This is a genomic window from Amycolatopsis sp. NBC_00355 (assembly GCF_036104975.1).
In the GTDB taxonomy this organism is placed as follows: domain Bacteria; phylum Actinomycetota; class Actinomycetes; order Mycobacteriales; family Pseudonocardiaceae; genus Amycolatopsis.
Genome location: NZ_CP107982.1, coordinates 1,801,195 through 1,820,979, shown reverse-complemented (window position 1 = coordinate 1,820,979; position 19,785 = coordinate 1,801,195). Strand labels below are relative to the sequence as shown.

At 72.3% G+C, this 19,785-nt stretch carries 3 protein-coding genes; all 3 read left to right on the top strand.

What is annotated here, in order from left to right; translation table 11 throughout:
* Nucleotides 1-116 precede the first annotated feature (116 nt).
* The 3 genes from OHS18_RS07255 (at nt 117) to OHS18_RS07245 (ending at nt 19,779) form a co-directional block, all read left to right on the top strand.
* Nucleotides 117-18,260 carry an amino acid adenylation domain-containing protein gene (locus tag OHS18_RS07255; protein WP_442875345.1) on the top strand — a complete coding sequence of 6,048 codons (18,144 nt, stop codon included), beginning with the start codon at nt 117-119 and terminating at the stop codon, nt 18,258-18,260.
* Entirely contained in the window at nt 18,245-18,655 is a 411-nt protein-coding gene (gene panD / locus OHS18_RS07250; RefSeq protein WP_328616395.1) for an aspartate 1-decarboxylase, read from the top strand. Before OHS18_RS07255 ends, panD begins: the two co-directional genes overlap by 16 nt.
* A gap of 98 nt (nt 18,656-18,753) precedes the next feature.
* Nucleotides 18,754-19,779, top strand: coding sequence for an ABC transporter substrate-binding protein (locus tag OHS18_RS07245; RefSeq protein WP_328454756.1), 1,026 nt, complete (start codon nt 18,754-18,756; stop codon nt 19,777-19,779).
* The last annotated feature ends 6 nt before the right edge of the window (nt 19,780-19,785 follow it).

The following is a 19,785-nucleotide window of genomic DNA, read 5'->3' as shown; positions in this document are numbered from 1 at the left end:
ATTTTAGGTAAGGCTAACCGATGGTACAGGAGTGCATCCTCACCCTCGGTTTGTTAGGTTCACCTAAGTTCGCACCCCGTTCGGGGTGCCCTCAGCAGCGGGAGGCTGGTCTACCGGTGAGCAACGGTGACGCTGTGCAGCAGGTCGTAGACCTCGGGTTCTGGCGTGATCGCCTCGCGTCGGCGCCGAAGGAACTGCCGCTGCCGGTCGACCGGCCCCACCCCGCGGAGCCGGCCCCGCCCCGGGATCGGCTGACGCGGGAGCTGCCGTTGTCGCTGGGTGACGACGCCGACCTGATCGTGCTGTCGGCCTTCGTCGTCCTGCTGCACCGGTACGCCGGCACGGCCGACGTGGTGCTCGGCATCGGCTCCCTCGTGCCGCTGCGCGTCGACCTGGGCGGCTCACCCGGCTTCGACGAGGTCGCCGCGCGCGTGCGGACGGCCCGCGAGGAGGCCTTGGCGCACGAGGTGCCGTTCGACGACCTGGTCGGCGACCTGCAGCCGGAGCGCGGCCGGGGCGGCTCGGTGCTGGTCAACGTCGGCTTCGCCGCCGAGACGACCCTGCCGCTGGATCTTGTGGTGCACCTGGGCGACGGCGTCCTCGAAGCGCGGTACCGCGGTGACGTCCTCGACGAATCCACTGTGGACCGGATGCTCGGCCACCTGCACCACCTCCTGGTGGCCGCCCTGGAACGTCCACAGTGGCCGGTCGCGCGGCTGGACCTGGTGCCGGAGCCCGAACTGCGCCGGATGCTCGAAGAGTGGAACGACACCGACCTCGACACGCCGCCGGCGACGCTGCCGGAACTGTTCGCCGCCCGCGTCCGCGAGGCGCCCGGCTCGGTCGCGCTGGTCTTCGAGGACGTCGAGATCACCTACGCCGAACTCGACGAACGGGCGAACCGGCTCGCCCACGTCCTGATCGGCCGTGGCGCCGGGCCCGAGCGGGTGGTCGCGCTGGCCGTGCCGCGGTCGGTCGAGATGATTGTGGCGGAACTGGCCGTGCTCAAGGCAGGCGCCGCCTACCTGCCGCTCGACCAGGACTACCCGGCCGAGCGGATCACCTTCATGGTCGCCGACGCCGGTCCGGTGTGCGTCGTGACCACGAGTGAGCTGGCCGACCGGTTCGACGGCGACGTCCTGCTGCTCGACGAGATCTCCCTGGACGACGCGCCGGCGACCGACCCGGGCGCGGCGATCGTCCCGGCCAACGCGGCCTACGTCATTTACACCTCCGGCTCCACTGGACGGCCCAAGGGCGTCATCGTGTCCCACGCGGGTGTCGCGAAGCTCGTCGCGACGCAGTCGCAGAGGTTCGGCGTGGGCCCGCGGAGCCGGGTGCTGCAGTTCGCGTCGCCGAGTTTCGACGTCGCCTTTTGGGACCTCTGCCTGGGACTGCTCTCCGGCGGACGGCTGGTGGTCGTCCCGGCCGAACGGCGCGTCCCCGGCCCGGAGCTGGCCGACTACGCGCGCGAGCACGGCGTCGACTTCATGATCCTCCCGCCCGCGCTGCTCGCGGAGTTCCCCGAGGACTGCGACCTGCCGCGCGACAGCGTCCTGCTGGCCGGCACCGAACGCGTGTCGCCGGAGCTGGTCCGACGCTGGGCGCCGGGACGGCGGATGTTCAACGCCTACGGCCCGACCGAAGCGACCACCAACTCGACGCTCGGGCTCTGCGACCCGGAGAGCACGCCGGGCTCGGCCGTGCCGATCGGCGTCCCGGACCCCGGCACCCGCGCGTACGTGCTCGACGCGTTCCTCGCGCCGGTCCCGGTCGGCGTGGTGGGGGAGCTGTACCTCGCGGGATCCGGCTTGGCGCGTGGCTATCTGGGCCGCGCCGGGCTGACGTCGGAGCGGTTCGTGGCCGACCCGTTCGGGTCCGGCGGGCGGCTCTACCGCACCGGTGACCTGGTGAAGTGGCTGCCGGATGGCCGTCTGGTGTTCCTGGGCCGGGCCGACGACCAGGTCAAGATCCGCGGCTACCGCATCGAACTCGGCGAGATCGAGTCCGTGCTGGCCGAGCACCCGCGCGTCGCCCAGTCCGTCGTCGTCGCGCAGGACGGACACCTATACGCCTACGCCGTGCCGGTCCCGGACCGTGCGGCCGAGCAGGGCCACGTCGCCGAGTGGCGCGACGTCCACGAGGAGATGCTCGCCGGCTCCACCGGCATCGAGGAGAACTTCGCCGGCTGGAACTCCAGCTACGACGGCTCCGACCTGCCCCTCGACGAGATGCGCGAGTGGCACGCGGCGACGATCGAGCGCATCCGCGCGCTGCGGCCGAAGCGGGTCCTGGAGATCGGCGTCGGCAGCGGGCTCATCCTCTCCCGGATCGCCCCGGACGCCGAAACCTACTGGGGCGTCGACCTTTCCGAGAGCGCCGTCGAGAACGTGCGGCGCGAGGTCGCCGCGATGCCGGAACTGGCGGGCAAGGTCCACCTCGCCGCACGTCCCGCGCACGACCTCGGCGAACTGCCGGACGAGCCGTTCGACACGGTGATCGTCAACTCGGTCGCCCAGTACTTCCCGAGCGCGGACTACCTCGCCGAAGTCGTCCGGACCGCCGCCGGGCTCCTCGCCCCGGGCGGCACGATCTTCCTCGGCGACATCCGCAACCTCCGCTCCTTGCGCGCGTTCCGGACGGCCGTCGAGCTGCGGCACGACCGCGGTGACGTCGCCGCCGTGGACCAGGCGATCGCCCGCGAAGGCGAGCTCGTCCTCGATCCGGACTTCTTCCCGGCCCTGGCCCGGAGTCTCGACGGCTTCGACGATGTCGACCTGTGGGTCAAGCGCGGTGACGCGCACAACGAGCTGACCCGGCACCGCTACGACGTCGTCCTGCGCAAGGCGCCCCGGCCATCGCCGGTCGAAGAGCAGATCATCGCATTCGGCGATCTCGCTGCGGTGGAAGGGTTCCTGACCGCCGAGACGCCGGAGCGGCTGCGCGTCACCGGCGTCCCGGACGCGCGGCTCGCCGGCGAACTCGCCGCGGTTCGCGCCCTCGACGAAGGTGACCCGGCGGCGGTGCGGGCCCTGGACGTGCGTGACGGCGTCGACCCGGAGGACCTGCACCGGCTCGCCGAGCGGGCCGGCTACCGCGTCGCAGTCGCGCCCGCCGCGGCCGGGGAGCTGGAGGCCGTCTTCAGCCGGTCCACACCGGACGCGGCCTACCGGCCGGTGCGGAGCACGGGTGCCCCGGCGTCGTACGCCAACAACCCGGCCGCCCGGCGCGAGACCGGCGCGCTGGTGGCGTCGCTGCGGTCGCACGTGCGGGACCGGCTGCCGCAGTACATGGTGCCGACGGCGTTCGTCGTGCTCGACAAGCTGCCGGTGCTGGCCTCCGGCAAGCTCGACCGCAAGGCCCTCCCGGCGCCGGAGCGGTTCACCGCCGGGCCGGGCCGCGCGCCTCGCAACCCCGTCGAGCAGCTGCTGTGCGAGCTGTTCGCGGACGTCCTCGGCGTGCCGCGGGTCGGGCCGGATGACGACTTCTTCGCCCTCGGCGGACACTCCCTGATGGCGACCCGGCTGATCCAGCGCATCCGCGCGGCCGTCGGCGCCGACATCCCGGTGCGCGCGGTGTTCGACGCGCCGACCGTGGCCGCCCTCGCTGACCTCCTGGCCGGTGCCGCGTCGGGCACCGAACGGCGTCCGCTCGAACGCTTCGAGGACCGGCCGGAGCGGCTCCCGCTGTCGTTCGCGCAGCAGCGGCTCTGGTTCCTGCACGGCCTCGAAGGCGGCTCGGCGACCTACAACGTCCCGCTCGTCATGCGGTTGTCCGGCGAACTGGACGTCGAGGCGCTGCAGGCTGCCCTGCACGACGTGCTCGGCCGCCACGAAGCCCTGCGGACGGTGTTCCCGGTCGCGGACAACGTGGCCTACCAGCACGTCCTGCCCGACGGCGAGGTCGACCTGGCAGTCCGGACGGTCGCCGAGTCCGCGGTGGACTCCACTGTGGACGCTCTCGTGCGCGAGGTCTTCGATCTCGGCGCCGGGGTGCCGGTCCGCGCCGAGCTGCTGACGATCGACTCGCGGCGCCACGTCCTGGTGCTCGTCATCCACCACATCGCCGCCGACGGCTGGTCGCTGTCGCCGCTGTGGCGGGACATCGCCACGGCGTACGGCGCCCGCCGCCAGGGCGAGGCTCCGCAGTGGACGCCGTTGCCGGTCCAGTACGCCGACTACACCCTCTGGCAACGCGAACTCCTCGCCACCGAAGAAGCCGCCCAGCTCGGCTACTGGCGCGCGACCCTCGACGGCCTGCCCGAGCGGATCAGCCTCCCGCTCGACCGGCCGCACCCGGCCGTGTCCGCCTACCGCGGCGAGTTCTTCACCTTCGCCTGGGACGCCGGACTCCAAACCGGACTCGGCGACCTCGCGCGAGCGTGCGGCGCCAGCCCGTTCATGGTCGTCCACGCGGGCCTGACCGCGCTGCTCTCGCGGCTCGGCGGCGGCACCGACATCCCGATCGGCACGCCCATCGCCGGCCGGTCCGACCAGGCCCTCGACGACCTCGTCGGGTTCTTCGTCAACACGCTCGTCCTGCGCGTCGACACCGGCGGCGACCCGACGTTCCGCGACCTCGTCGCGCGGGTCCGGGAGCGCAGCCTCGACGCGTACGCCCATCAAGACGTCCCGTTCGAGCGCCTGGTCGAGGCACTGAACCCGGCACGGTCGCTGGCGCACCACCCGCTGTTCCAGACCATGCTCGCCTGGCAGAACACGCCCGGTTCCGGCGTCGAACTGCCCGGGCTGACGGTGACCGAGCAGCCCGTCGGCACCGGCACCGCGAAGTTCGACCTCTGGTTCTCCCTCACCGAGCACGCCGACGGCATCACCGGCCAGGCCGAGTTCAACGCCGAGGTCTTCGACCGTTCCACTGTGGACGCGCTCCTGGCACGCCTGGAAGTCCTGCTGCGCCAGGTGGTCTCGGCCCCGGACCGCCGTCTCGGGTCCCTGGACGTGCTCACCGAGGCGGAGCGCGACGGGCTGGACGCCGTCTGGTCCGGCGCCGTCGAGGACGTCCCCTCGGTCACCGTGCCCGAGCTGTTCGCCGCGCAGGTCGCGCGGACGCCGGACCACCCGGCACTGGTCTTCGAGGACGACCGGCTCACCTACGCCGAGCTGGACGCCGCGTCGAACCGCCTGGCCCAGGCCCTCGTCGCACGCGGCGCGGGACCCGAGAAGGTGGTCGCGCTCGCACTCCCGCGCTCGACGCACCTGGTGACGGCCATCCTCGCCGTGCTCAAGGCGGGGGCGGCCTACCTGCCGCTCGACCCCGGGTACCCGGCCGAGCGGATCGCCTTCATGCTCGAAGACGCCCAGCCGACCTTGGTACTGGCCACGACGGAGACCGCGCTCCCCGGCGCGTTGCTGCTGGACGAGCCGGTGACGGCGGCCGGGTTCCCGGCCAAGGCCCCGGACGTCGTACTCCGGCCCGAGAACCCGGCTTACGTCATCTACACCTCCGGCTCGACCGGCCGGCCCAAGGGGGTTGTCGTGCCGCACGCGGGCATCGTCAACCGACTCTTGTGGATGCAGGACGAGTACCGCCTGACCGGCGACGACCGGGTGCTGCAGAAGACGCCGTCCAGCTTCGATGTCTCGGTCTGTGAGTTCCTCTGGCCGCTGCTCACCGGCGCCACCGAGGTCGTGGCCCGGCCCGACGGCCACAAGGACCCGGCCTACCTCGCGCGGCTGATCCGCGAGCACGACGTCACGACCGTCCACTTCGTCCCGTCGATGCTTCAGGTCTTCCTGCAGGAGCCCACCGCGGCGGAGTGCACGAGCCTGCGGCGGGTGCTGTGCAGTGGTGAGGCGCTGCCGCCCGAGGCCGTCGCGCGGTTCGGGCAGGTCCTGGACGCCGAGCTGCACAATCTCTACGGCCCGACCGAAGCCTCCGTCGACGTGACGTCCTGGCGCACCTCGCCCGACGAAACGACCGTCCCGATCGGACGTCCGGTGTGGAACACCCGCACGTACGTCCTCGACGCGGCACTGCGCCCGGTCCCGCCGGGCACACCCGGTGAGCTGTACCTCGCCGGAGTCCAGCTTGCCCGCGGTTACCTCGGCCGTCCAGGGTTGAGTGCGGAGCGGTTCGTCGCCTCGCCGTTCGAGCCGGGGGAGCGGATGTACCGCACCGGTGACGTCGCCCGGTTCCGCGCCGACGGCGTGTGCGAGTTCCTCGGCCGCGGCGACGAGCAGATCAAGATCCGAGGCTTCCGCGTGGAGCCGGGCGAGATCGCCGCGACGCTGGCCGCGCACGACGACGTCGCGCACGCGGTCGTCGTCGCCCGGGAAGATCGCCCCGGGGACGTCCGGCTCGTCGGATACGTCGTGCCCGCCGAGACTCCCGCATCGGCCACGGACGAGACCGAGCAGGTCGGCGAGTGGCGCGAGCTGTACGACTCGATGTACTCCGGCGCCACCGACGACTTCGAAGGCTGGAACTCCAGCTACACCGGCGAGCCGATTCCGCGGGACGAGATGCGGGAGTGGCGCGACGCCATCGTCACGCGCATCCGCGAGACGCGGCCGCGGCGTGTCCTCGAGCTGGGCGTCGGCACCGGCCTGCTGCTGACCGACCTGGCCCCGCACTGCGAGTCCTATTGGGGCACGGACTTCTCCGCCGAGGTGATCGCCTCGCTGGGCCGCCGGGTCGCGGCAGATCCGGCGCTCGCGGACCGCGTCGAGCTGCGGACCGGCGACGCCGCCGACGTCGCAGGCCTCCCGGCCGGGTACTTCGACACGATCGTGCTGAACTCGGTCGTCCAGTACTTCCCGAGCGGGACGTACCTCCTCGACGTGCTGCGTAAGGCTGTCGGCCTCCTCGCGCCGGGCGGGACCGTCTTCGTCGGTGACGTCCGCGACCTGCGTCAGGTCCGGGCGTTCCACACCGAGGTTGCCCGGCAGCGCGGGGGAGACGTCGAACAGGCTCTCCTGCGGGAGAAGGAACTCCTCGTCGCACCGGAGTTCTTCGCTGGGCTGGAGGGCGTCACCGCGGACATCCGCGTCAAGCGCGGCCGTGGCGTCAACGAACTCACCCAGTTCCGCTACGACGTCGTCCTCCACACGTCACCGGTCGAGGCACCGGCGGTCAAGACGCTGACGTGGGGCACGGATGTGTCCTCAGTGGACGACGTCGTGCTCGACGGTGCTGTCCGGATCAACGGCGTGCCGAACGGCCGCGTCACCGACGGCGTCAACCCGCAGGACTGGTACGACCTGGGCGACGCTCACGGCTACACCACGGCCGTCACCTGGTCGGCCGAAGGCGACGGCTCGGTCGACGTCCTGTTCACGACCGGCTCGGTCGCCGGCGCCTTCCGGCCGGGACGCGAACCGCTGCTGTCCTACACCGGCAACCCCGGGCGCTTCCGCCGGATCAGCACGCTGTCCGCGGACCTGCGCGCGTTGGCCGCCGAAAGCCTGCCCGAGCACATGGTGCCGTCGGCGATCGTCGTGCTCGACGCGCTCCCGGTGACGGCCAACGGCAAGCTCGACCGCCGCGCCCTGCCCTCTCCCGACCCCGTGGCGCCGACGTCCGACCGCGAGCCGCGCACGCCCGTCGAGCGGCAGCTGTGCGAGCTGTTCGCCGACGTCCTCGGTCTCCCGCGGGTCGGCCCGGACGACAGCTTCTTCACCCTCGGTGGCCACTCCCTGCTGGCCACCCGGCTCATCGCCCGCATCCGCGCGACCCTGAACGCGGAGCTGGAAGTCCGCTCGGTGTTCGAGACGCCGACGGCGGCGGGCCTGGCCGAGCTGATCTCCGTCGGCGGCGGACCCGCCCGGCCGCCGCTGGTCCCCGTGGAGCAGCCGGCACTGGTCCCGCTGTCGGGCGCCCAGCAGCGGCTGTGGTTCCTGCACCACCTCGAAGGCCCGTCCGCGACCTACAACGTGCCGTTGATCATGCGTCTGGCCGGCGACCTCGACGTCGAGGCGTTGCGGGCCGCACTGTCCGATGTGGTCGCCCGGCACGAAGCCCTGCGGACCCGCTTCCCGCAGCACGACGGCGTCCCGTACCAGGACATCCTCCCGGCAGGCGAAGTCGATCTGCCGGTGCGCGAGGTCACCGACCTCGACAGCGCCCTGACCGGTCTCGTCCGGGGCTCGTTCAACCTCGAACAGCACGCGCCGATGCGCGCGGAACTGCTGCGCCTGGCCGACGGCGAGCACGTGCTGGCCCTCGTGTTCCACCACATCGCCTCCGACGGCTGGTCGATGGCACCGCTGTGGCGCGACATCGCCACCGCCTACACCGCCCGCCGCTCGGGCGAGCGTCCGCAGTGGACGCCGTTGCCGGTGCAGTACGCCGACTACACCCTGTGGCAACAGGATCTGCTCGGCCGCGAGGACGACCCGGACTCCGTCCTCACCGCCCAGCTCGACTACTGGCGCGACACCCTCGACGGCCTGCCCGACCGGATCGAGCTGCCCCTCGACCGGCCGCACCCGGCGACCGCGACCTTCCGCGGCGAACTGCACACCTTCACCTGGGACGCCGGTCTCCACGCCGGACTGTCCACTTTGGCGCGCGAGTGCGGCGCCAGTGTGTTCATGGTCGTGCACGCCGCCCTCGCCGCGCTGCTGACCCGGCTCGGCGCGGGCCCGGACGTCCCGATCGGCTCACCCATCGCCGGCCGCACCGACCAGGCCCTCGACGATCTCGTCGGGTTCTTCGTCAACACCTTGGTGCTGCGCGTCGACACCGGCGGGGAGCCGACGTTCCGCGACCTCGTCGGCCGCGTCCGGGAACGCAACCTCGACGCGTACGCCCACCAGGACGTCCCGTTCGAGCGTCTGGTCGAAGTGCTCAATCCGGCCCGCTCGCTGTCGTACCACCCGCTGTTCCAGGTGATGATCGCCGGGCAGAACAACACCCGCGCCGAGGTCACCCTGCCCGGCCTGACCGTCACCGAGATCCCGGTGACCACCGGGACGTCCAAGTTCGACCTCTCGATCTCGCTCACCGAGCGGGAAGCCGGGATCGCCGGTGTCCTGGAGTTCAACGCGGACGTCTTCGACCACCCGGGCGCCGACGCCATCCTGCGTCGCCTCGAAGTGCTGCTGCGCGCGGCCCTGGCCGAGCCGGACCGCGCGGTCGGCGCCCTGGACCTCTTGGCGGGCGACGAGCGCGACCTGGTGCTGACCCGCTGGGCGGGCAGCCTCGAACCGGCGGGCACCGAGACGTTCCCCGGGATGTTCGCGCGCCGGGTGGCCGAGGCCCCGGACGCCGTGGCGCTCGTCTTCGAGGACGTCGAGCTGACCTACGCCGACCTCGACGCGCGAGCCAACCAGCTCGCCCACCTGCTGATCGAACGCGGCGCCGGGCTCGAGAAGGTCGTCGCGCTGGCGGTGCCGCGGTCGGTCGAGATGATCGTCGCGGAGCTGGCCGTGCTCAAGGCCGGTGCCGCCTACCTGCCGATCGACGTCGACTACCCGGGCGACCGGATCGCGTTCATGGTCTCCGACGCCGCGCCGGTGTGCGTGGTGACCACCCGCGAGATCGACGGCAAGCTGCCCGCCGACGTCCCGCGCGTGCTCCTGGACGACTTGCCCACGATGTCCACTGTGGACCCGGCCGTGCCGGTCACGCCGGAGAACGCGGCCTACGTCATCTACACGTCCGGCTCATCCGGGCGTCCCAAGGGTGTCGTGCTGCAGCACTCGGGTGTCGCGAAGCTGGTGGCGACCCAGAAGGAGCGGTTCGGGATCGGACCGCACAGCCGGGTGCTGCAGTTCGCGTCGCCGAGCTTCGACGTCGCGTTCTGGGACCTGTGCCTCGGCCTGCTCTCCGGCGGCCGCCTGATCGTCGTCCCGGCCGAGCGCCGGGTCGCCGGGCCCGCGCTGACCGAGTACGCCCATGAGCACGGCGCGGACTTCATGATCCTCCCGCCCGCGCTGCTCGACGCGATGCCGGAGGACTGTGACCTGCCGCGCGACAGCGTCCTGCTCGCGGGCACCGAGCGCGTGTCGCCGGAGCTGGTCCGACGCTGGGCGCCGGGACGGCGGATGTTCAACGCCTACGGCCCGACCGAGGCGACCACCAACTCGACGCTCGGCGAGAGCGACCCGGTCGCACTCGCCGACGCGACCGTCGTGCCCATCGGCATCCCCGACCCCGGGACCCGCACGTACGTCCTCGACGCCGGACTGCGGCCGGTCCCGCCGGGTGTGGTGGGGGAGCTGTACCTCGCCGGCTCGGGCCTGGCCCGCGGCTACCTGGGCCGCGCCGGGCTGACGTCGGAGCGGTTCGTGGCCGACCCGTTCAGCTCCGGCGGGCGGCTCTACCGCACCGGTGACCTGGTGAAATGGCTGCCGGACGGCCGGCTCGTGTTCCTGGGCCGCGCCGACGACCAGGTCAAGATCCGCGGCTACCGCATCGAACCGGGCGAGATCGAAGCCGTCATCACCGAGCACCCGACCGTCGCGCAGTCCGTCGTGCTCGCCCAGGACGGGCGGCTCATCGCCTACGCCGTCCCGGCCGCAAGCCGCGACGAAGAAGCCGAGCTGGATCACGTCGGCGAGTGGCGTGAACTGCACGAGAACGTCTTCGACGACGCCGCGTCCGGGGGTTTCGAAGAGAACTTCACCGGCTGGAACTCCAGCTACGACGGCTCGGAGATCCCCCTCGGCGAGATGCGCGAGTGGCACGCGGCGACGATCGAACGCATCCAGTCCCTGCGGCCGAAGCGCGTGCTCGAAATCGGCGTCGGGTCCGGCCTGATCCTCTCTCGGATCGCGCCGGACGCCGAGGCGTACTGGGGCGTCGACCTGTCCGAGAAGGCGATCGCCAACCTGCGCCGCGAGCTGGCCGGCCGGCCCGACCTGGCGGGCAAGGTGCACGTCGCGGCCCGGCCGGCGCACGACCTCGGCGAACTGCCGGACGAGCCGTTCGACACGGTGATCATCAACTCCGTGGCGCAGTACTTCCCGAGCATCGACTACCTCGCCGAGGTCATCCGGACCGCCGCCGCGCGCGTCCGGCCCGGCGGCGTGCTCTTCCTGGGCGACATCCGGAACCTGCGGTCGCTGCGGGCGTTCCGCACGGCGACCGAACTTCGGCACGGCCGGCGGACCACCGCCGCGGTCGACCAGGCGATCGCCCGTGACGGCGAACTCGTCCTCGACCCGGACTTCTTCGCGGTTCTTGCTCGGAGCCTGGACGGCTTCGAGGACGTCGACCTGTGGTTCAAGCGCGGCCAGGCACACAACGAGCTGACCCGGCACCGCTACGACGTCGTCCTGCGGAAGGCGCCGAAACCGGCCCCGGTTGACGAGGACGCCGTCACGTTCGAGTCCGTGGCCGAGCTGGAGCGGCTCCTGACCGAGCGCCCCGCGCGGCTGCGCGTCACCGGGGTGCCGAACGCCCGCCTGTCCGGTGAGCTGACCGCCGTCGCCGCGCTGGCTTCGGGGGATGTGGACGCCGCGTTGTCCGCTTTGGACGGTGAGCCGTCCGGAGTGGACCCCGAGACGCTGCAGGCACTGGGTGCGAAGCTGGGCTACCGGGTGTACCCGACCGTCGCCGCGCAGGAAGGTGCGCTGGAGGTCGTGTTCACCACCGGCGACCCGATCCGGATCCACCGCGCCCGACCGGTCCGGGCCGCGCTCGGCACGCTCGGCAACCACCCGGCCGGACAACGCGACACGAGCGCGCTGGTGACGGCGTTGCGGGCGCACGTCCGCGACCGGCTGCCGCAGTACATGGTGCCGTCGGCGTTCGTCGTGCTCGACCGGCTGCCGCTGCTCGCCTCCGGCAAGCTCGACCGCCGCGCCCTCCCGAGCCCGGACAAGCAGGAAGTCACGGCCGGACGCGCCCCGCGCACCCCGGTGGAGGAAGTCCTGTGCGGGCTCTTCGCCGAGGTCCTGGACGCGGCCTCGATCGGCGTCGACGACGACTTCTTCGCCCTCGGCGGGCACTCGCTGATGGCAACCCGTCTCGTCGCCCGGGTGCGCGCGGTGTTCGGCGTCGAGCTGCAGGTGCGGTCGGTGTTCGAGACGCCGACCGTGGCCGGGCTCGCCGCCTTGCTGTCCACCATGGACTCGTCGGTGGCCCGGCCCGCCCTGGTGCGCGCCGACCCGCGGCCGGACGCCCTGCCGTTGTCGTTCGCCCAGCAGCGGCTGTGGTTCCTGCACCGCCTGGAGGGCCCGTCGGCGACGTACAACATGCCGACCGCGGTCCGGCTCACCGGCGACCTCGACGTCTCGGCGTTGCAGACCGCACTGTCCGATGTGGTCGAACGCCACGAAGCCCTGCGGACCGTGTTCCCGGAGGTCGACGGCGAGGCCCGGCAGCAGGTCCTCGAAGGTGTCACCATCCCGCTGCACACCCGCGAGGTCACCGAAGCCACCCTTGCCGACGCGGTGTCCGAAGTGGCCCGCACCGTGTTCGAGCTGGAATCGGAAGTCCCGCTGCGCGCGGAACTGCTGCGTCTGAGTGCTCGCGAGCACGTCCTGGTACTGGTGTTCCACCACATCGCCTCGGACGGCTGGTCGACCGCGCCGCTGTGGCGCGACCTCGCCACCGCCTACACCGCCCGCCGCGCCGGCGAGCGTCCCGAGTGGACGCCGTTGCCGGTGCAGTACGCGGACTACACGCTGTGGCAGCGCGACGTCCTCGGCGAGCAGGTCATCGAACCGCAGCTGGCCTACTGGCGCGAAGCCCTCGCGGACCTGCCGGAACGCATCGACCTGCCGACCGACCGGCCCCACCCGGCGGAAGCCTCCTACCAGGGCGAACAGTTCTCGTTCGGCTGGGACGCCGACCTCCACAGTGGACTCGTCGAGCTCGCTCGTGCCTGCGGCGCCAGCGTGTTCATGGTCGTGCACGCCGGCCTCACCGCCGTCCTCACGCGACTCGGCGCGGGCACCGACGTCCCGATCGGCACGTCCATCGCCGGCCGCACGGACCAGGCGCTCGACGACCTCGTCGGGTTCTTCGTCAACACCCTGGTGCTGCGCGTCGGCACCGACGGCGACCCGTCGTTCCGCGACATGGTCGCCCGGGTGCGCGACCGCAGCCTGGACGCCTACGCGCACCAGGACGTCCCGTTCGAACGCCTGGTGGAGGCGCTCAACCCGACCCGTTCGCTGGCGTACGCGCCGCTGTTCCAGACGATGCTCGCTTGGCAGAACAATGCCGTCGCCGACCTCGCCCTGCCCGGTCTGACCGTCGAAGAGGAACCGGTCCGCACCGGCACCGCCCGCGCCGACCTGACGCTTTTTGTCGGCGAGCGGCCCGGCAACCAGACCGGCATCCGCGGTACGGCGGAGTACAACAGCGACGTCTTCGACCGCGCGAGCGTCGAAGCGCTCCTGGGGCGGCTCCGCGCGTTGCTGCGCGTGGTCGTCGCCGACCCGGACACCCGGATCGGCTCGATCGACGTGCTCACCGACGCCGAACACGAGCAGCTCGGCCAGGCCGAGATCGACACGCCGCTCCCAGCCGAGACGCCGGCCGGGCTGTTCGCCGCCCAGGTGGCCCGGACCCCGGACGCCACGGCACTGATCTTCGGCACGCAACACTTGACCTACGCCGACCTGGACGCCCGGGCGACGGCTTTCGCCCGGGCACTGCTCTCGCGGGGCGCCGGGCCCGAGCGGGTCGTGGCCGTCGCGCTCCCGCGGTCGGTCGAGCTGGTGACCGCGCTCCTGGCGGTCCTGAAGACCGGCGCCGCCTACCTCCCGCTGGACCTGAATCACCCGGCCGAGCGCGTCGAGCTGATGCTCACCGAGGCCGCACCGCACCTGGTCATCGCCCACGAAGGGTTCGGCGACCGCCTGGTCCGGCCGGACGAGACCGCGCAGGAACCGGCCGCCTGGCCGGAGATCAGGCCGGAGAACCCGGCGTACGTGATCTTCACGTCCGGCTCGACCGGACGGCCGAAGGCGGTCGCGGGCACCCAGCGGGCGCTGGCCAACCGCCTGCACTGGGGCCGGGATCTCGCCCCGGGCGTGCGCGTGGCGAAGAGCGCATTGACGTTCATCGACGGCTCGACCGAGCTGCTCGGCGGGCTCGTCGCGGGCGACCCGGTGGTCCTCGCCGACGACGTGACGGCCACCGACGCGCACGCCCTCGCCGAACTGGTACGCAGCAGCGGCGCCCAGGTGCTGACCGTCGTCCCCAGCCTGCTCGACACCTTCGTGGAAGACGTGGAAGACACCGCCGTCGATTCGGTCACGACGTGGATCACCAGTGGTGAACCGCTTTCCGCGGCCCTCGCCGCGAAGGTGGCCCGGCGCTGGCCGTCGGCGAACCTGGTGAACCTGTACGGCTGTTCGGAGGTCGCGGGCGACAGTCTGGCGCAGGTCTGCGGGCCCGTGGCCATCGGACGGCCCGTCGCGAACACCCGCGCGTACGTCCTCGACGCCGCCCTGCGACCGGTGCCGCCGGGCGTGCGCGGCGAGCTGTACCTGGCCGGCGCCGGGCTCGCCCGGGGCTACCTCGGCCGTCCGGCGCTGACCGCGGAGCGGTTCGTGGCCTCGCCGTTCGAGCCGGGGGAGCGGATGTACCGAACGGGCGACCTGGTCCGGCGACGTCCGGACGGCGCGCTGGAGTTCCTCGGCCGCGCCGACCAGCAGATCAAGATCCGCGGCTTCCGCGTCGAGCCGGGCGAGGTCGAAGCCGTGCTGACGGCCGACCCGTCGGTCGCTCGCGCGGTCGTCATCGCCCGCGAGAACCGCCTGGTCGCCTACGTCGTGGGCGACCGCCCCGACCCGGTGGCGCTGCGGACGCTGGTCGCCGCGCGGCTGCCGGAGTACCTCGTGCCCTCGGTGATCGTCGTGCTGCCGGAACTGCCGGTGAACGCCCACGGCAAGCTCGACCGCCGCGCGCTTCCGGCACCCGAGGCGCGCGCCACCGGGCGTGCCCCGCGAACCCCGGCGGAGCAGGCGTTGTGCGAGCTGTTCGCCGACGTCCTCGGCGTCGGATCGGTCGGTCCCGACGACGGCTTCTTCACCCTCGGCGGGCACTCGCTGCTGGCGACGCGCCTGGTCAGCCGCATCCGCGCGCTGCTCGGCGTCGAGGTGCCGATCCGCGCGGTGTTCGACGCGCCGACCCCGGCCCGCCTCGCCGAGCTGCTCGATCCCGGCCGCAGCAGCCGTCCGGCGCTGGTGCCGGTTCAGCGGCCGGAGGTCCTGCCGCTGTCGTTCGCCCAGCAGCGGCTGTGGTTCCTCGACCGGCTGGATGGCCTGTCCGCGACCTACAACATCCCGTGGGCGTGGGAACTGACCGGCCCGGTCGACGCCGACGCGCTGCGGGCGGCGCTCGGGGACGTCGTGGCCCGCCACGAGATCCTCCGGACGGTCCTCGCCGAGGACCACGGCACGCCCCACCAGATCGTGCTGAGCCCCGGCGACGAGCGCGCCCGCCCGGTGCTGGTCACCGAGACGGTGACCGAGGCGGACCTCGCCGACCGGGTCGTCGCGGCGGCGTCGTACTGCTTCACCCTCGACGCCGAGATCCCGGTGCGGGCCACGCTCGTCTCCGCCGGGCCGGAGCGGCACGTGTTCGTGCTGCTGGTGCACCACATCGCGGGCGACGGCTGGTCGCTCCCGCCGTTGAAGCGGGACCTCGGTACCGCGTATGCCGCGCGTCTGCGCGGTGAGCGTCCACAGTGGACGCCGTTGCCGGTGCAGTACGCCGACTACACGCTGTGGCAGCGGGAGATGTTCGGCCGCGCCGACGACCCGGACAGCCTGATCGGCCGCCAGGCGGCGTTCTGGCGCGACACCCTGGCCGGCATTCCGGACGAGCTGGCGCTCCCGGCGGACCGGCCTCGCCCGGCACGCTCGACCAACCGCGGCGCGGCGGTGCCGTTCACCGTGCCCGGCGAGGTGCACCGCGGCCTGCGGGACCTCGCCAACGGCAGCGACACCAGCACGTTCATGGTGCTGCAGGCGACGCTCGCCGCGTTGCTGACCCGGCTCGGCGCGGGCACCGACATCCCGCTCGGCACCCCGGTGGCCGGCCGGATGGACCACGCCCTGGAGGATCTGGCCGGGTTCTTCGTCAACACGCTCGTGCTGCGCACCGACACCGGCGGCGACCCGACGTTCCGCCAGCTCCTGGCGCGGGTCCGCGAGGCCGACCTGGCCGCGTACGCCCACCAGGACCTGCCGTTCGAGCACCTCGTCGAGCTGCTCAACCCGGCCCGGTCCCTGGCCCGGCACCCGCTGTTCCAGGTCATGCTCGCGGTCTACCACTCGGGCTCCGAGCCGGAAGAGCTGCTCGGGCTCGACGCGGCCTACCGCGACACCGGTCTGCGGCAGGCGAAGTTCGACCTGTCGTTCGACCTGGTCGAAACGCCTGACGGCATCGAGGGTGACCTCGAGTTCAGCCTCGACCTGTTCGACGAGCCGACCGCCCGGACGCTCACCGAGCGCCTGGTGCGGCTGATGCGCGCGGTCGTCGCCGACCCGGACCGGCCGCTGAGCCGCATCGACGTCCTGGAACCTCTTGAGCGGCAACGGATCCTCGGCGAGTGGGGCACCGGCGCGCCGCTGACCACAGCGGCGCCGACCGTCGTCGACCGGCTGGCCGCGCAGGTGGCGGCGACCCCGGACGCGACCGCGCTGAGCGACGCGCACGAGAGCGTCACCTTCCGCGAGTTCGCCGCGCGGACCGACCGGCTGGCTCGCTGGCTGACGTCGCACGGCGCCGGGCCGGAGCAGGTGGTGGCCCTGGTGCTGCCGCGGTCGGCGGCGGTCGTCGAGGCGATCTTCGGCGTGTTCAAGTCGGGCGCGGCGTACCTGCCGGTGGACCCGGACCAGCCGCAAGACCGGATCGCGGCGGTCCTCGCCGACTCCGGCGCGGCGCTGGTCCTGACCAGCCGTGCGCTGGCCGCGCCGGTGCCGGGGGCGTTGTTCGTCGAGGACTTGCTTGAGGACATTGTGGACAGTGCGGCCCAGGTGATCCCGCCGGCACCGGCGAACCCGGCGTACGTGCTCTACACATCCGGCTCCACGGGCAAGCCCAAGGGCGTCGTCATCCCGCACTCCGGTCTGGTGAACCTGTTCCACAGCCACCGCGAGACGCTCTACCGCCCGGCGGTCGCCGCGGCGAGCGGGCGGCGGCTGCGGGTCGGGCACGCGTGGGCGTTCTTCTTCGACGCGTCCTGGCAGCCCCAGCTGTGGATGCTGGACGGCCACGAAGTGCACGTCGTCGACGACGACACCCGCCGTGACCCGGACCGGCTGGCCGCGGTGGTGCGCGAGCGCGGGCTCGACTTCCTCGAGCTGACGCCGTCGCACTTCGCGCAGCTGGCCGCGGCCGGCGTCGTCGAGGACGGTTCGTGTGCCCTGAGCGTGGTCGGCGTGGGCGGCGAGGCGGTTTCCCAGTCGCTGTGGGAAGAGCTGCGGTCGTTCCCGGGCACCGAGGCGTACAACCTGTACGGCCCGACGGAGGCCACAGTGGACGCTCTGGTCGGCCGGGTCACGGACAGCGAGCGGCCGGTGGTCGGCCGTCCGGTGCACAACGCCCGGGCGTACGTCCTCGACGGCGGTCTCACCCCGGTCCCGGCCGGCGTCCCCGGCGAGCTGTACCTGGCCGGCGCCGGGCTGGCCCGCGGCTACCACGACCGGCCCGCGCTGACCGCGGACCGGTTCGTCGCGGACCCGTTCGGGCCGCCGGGGGAGCGGATGTACCGCACCGGCGACCTGGTGCGCTGGCGGCCGGACGGGCAGCTCGAGTACCTCGGCCGCACCGACGACCAGGTGAAGATCCGCGGCTTCCGGATCGAGCCGGGCGAGATCGAGACGGCTCTCGCACGGCATTCCGGGGTCGACCAGGCGCTCGTGATCGTCCGCGAGGACCGGCCGGGGGACAAGCGGCTGGTCGCGTACACGACACCGGCGTCAGGGGATCCGCGGCGGCTGCGGGAGTTCGTGGCCCGCGCGCTGCCGGAGTACATGGTGCCCGCGGCGATCGTCCCGCTGGACGCGTTCCCCGTGACGCGCAACGGGAAGCTCGACAAGACGGCCCTGCCGGTGCCGGAGCTGGAGGCTCGCGGCCGGGCCCCCGAAACGCCGCTGGAGAAGACCCTCTGCGAAGTGTTCGCGGAGGTCCTGGACGTCGACGCCGTGGGCGCCGACGACGACCTGTTCACCCTCGGCGGCCATTCGATGCTGCTCGTGGTCCTGCGCAACCGGATCACCGAGCGGACCGGGACCGAGCTCCCGATCGCCGAGTTCTTCCGTACCCCCACCGCAGCCGGGCTTGCCGCCCTGCTGACCGAAACGCAAGGAAACCGATGCAGCGCACCCTGATGAACGCCAAGATCCACCGCGCCACGGTCACCCAGGCCGACCTGCACTACGTCGGATCCCTGACCATCGACGCCGATCTGATGGCGGCCGCGGACATCGTCGAGGGCGAGCAGGTCCAGATCGTCGACATCACCAACGGCGCCCGGCTGGAGACCTACGCGATCACCGGCGAGCCCGGCACGGGCGTGATCGGGATCAACGGCGCGGCCGCGCACCTGGTGCACCCCGGCGACCTGGTCATCATCATCACCTACGCCCAGGTCGAAGAGGCCGAGCGTGCCGCGCACCGGCCGCGAGTGGTGCACGTCGACGCCGACAACCGGCAGGTCCACCTGGGACACGACCCGGCCGAGCCGGTTCCCGGCGCGCAAGCCCAGCTGTCCGGTCGGAATTGACGCAGGTGGGCGTGGACACAGGTAGGCCCCGGCGGTTGCGTTAGACAGGCTCGCCTAAATAAGGTGTGCCTACCCTAAAGTTTTGGCGAGAGGTTCTCATGTCCGTGTTTCAAGGCGGTGCCGGGCTCAGCCGGCGTGGATTCCTGATCGGCACCGGCGGTCTCGCCGCGGCCGCCGCGCTCACCGCGTGCGGCAGCAGTGACGACAAGCCGGCGGCCGCCGCCTCCGGGCCGTGGGAGTTCACCGACGACCGCAACCAGAAGGCGGCGCGCGACCAGCGGCCGTCCCGGGTCGTGGCCTACGCCAGCTCGGCCGCCGCCCTGTGGGACTACGGCGTCCGCCCGATCGGCGTCTTCGGCCCGCAGAAGACCGCCGACGGCGCCAAGGAGATCCAGGCCGGCAACATCGACCTGAACGCCGTCACCTCGATCGGCAACGCGTGGGACGACTTCAGCATGGAGAAGTTCGCCGCGTTGAAGCCGGACCTGGTCGTCACCGGGCTCACCGGCACCAAGCCGACCGACCTGTGGGTGCTGAAGGACGACCTCGGCCCCAAGGTCCAGGCGATCGCGCCGATCGTCGCGCTCTCGGAGTACAAGGTCACGCTGCCGAAGGTGATCGAACGCTACGAGCAGCTCGCCGTCGCCCTCGGCGGTGACGCGAACTCCGACGCGATCAAGAAGGGCAAGGACGACTTCCAGAAGGCGTCCGACGACCTGAAGGCCGCGATCAAGTCCAAGCCCGGTCTGAAGGTGCTCGTGGTGTCCAGCGACAAGGACAACCTCTACGTCTGCAAGCCGGAGTTCTTCGCCGACCTCGCGTACTACCGCGACCTGGGCCTGGACATCATCAACGGCGCCGGCGCGGACGATTACTTCGAGACGCTCAGCTGGGAGCAGGCCGGCAAGTACCCGGCCGACCTGATCCTCAGCGACAGCCGCACCTTCGCGTTGTCGCGCCAGCAGCTGGCCGCGATCCCGACGTGGGCGCAGCTGCCCGCGGTCAAGGCGAACCAGCTCGCCGACTGGTCGACCGAGCCGCGGTTCAACCCGGTGCTCGCGGCCCCGGTCATCCAGAAGCTGGCCGAAGTCGTGAAGGGCGCCCGTACCGACATCACCGCCTGAGGAGGC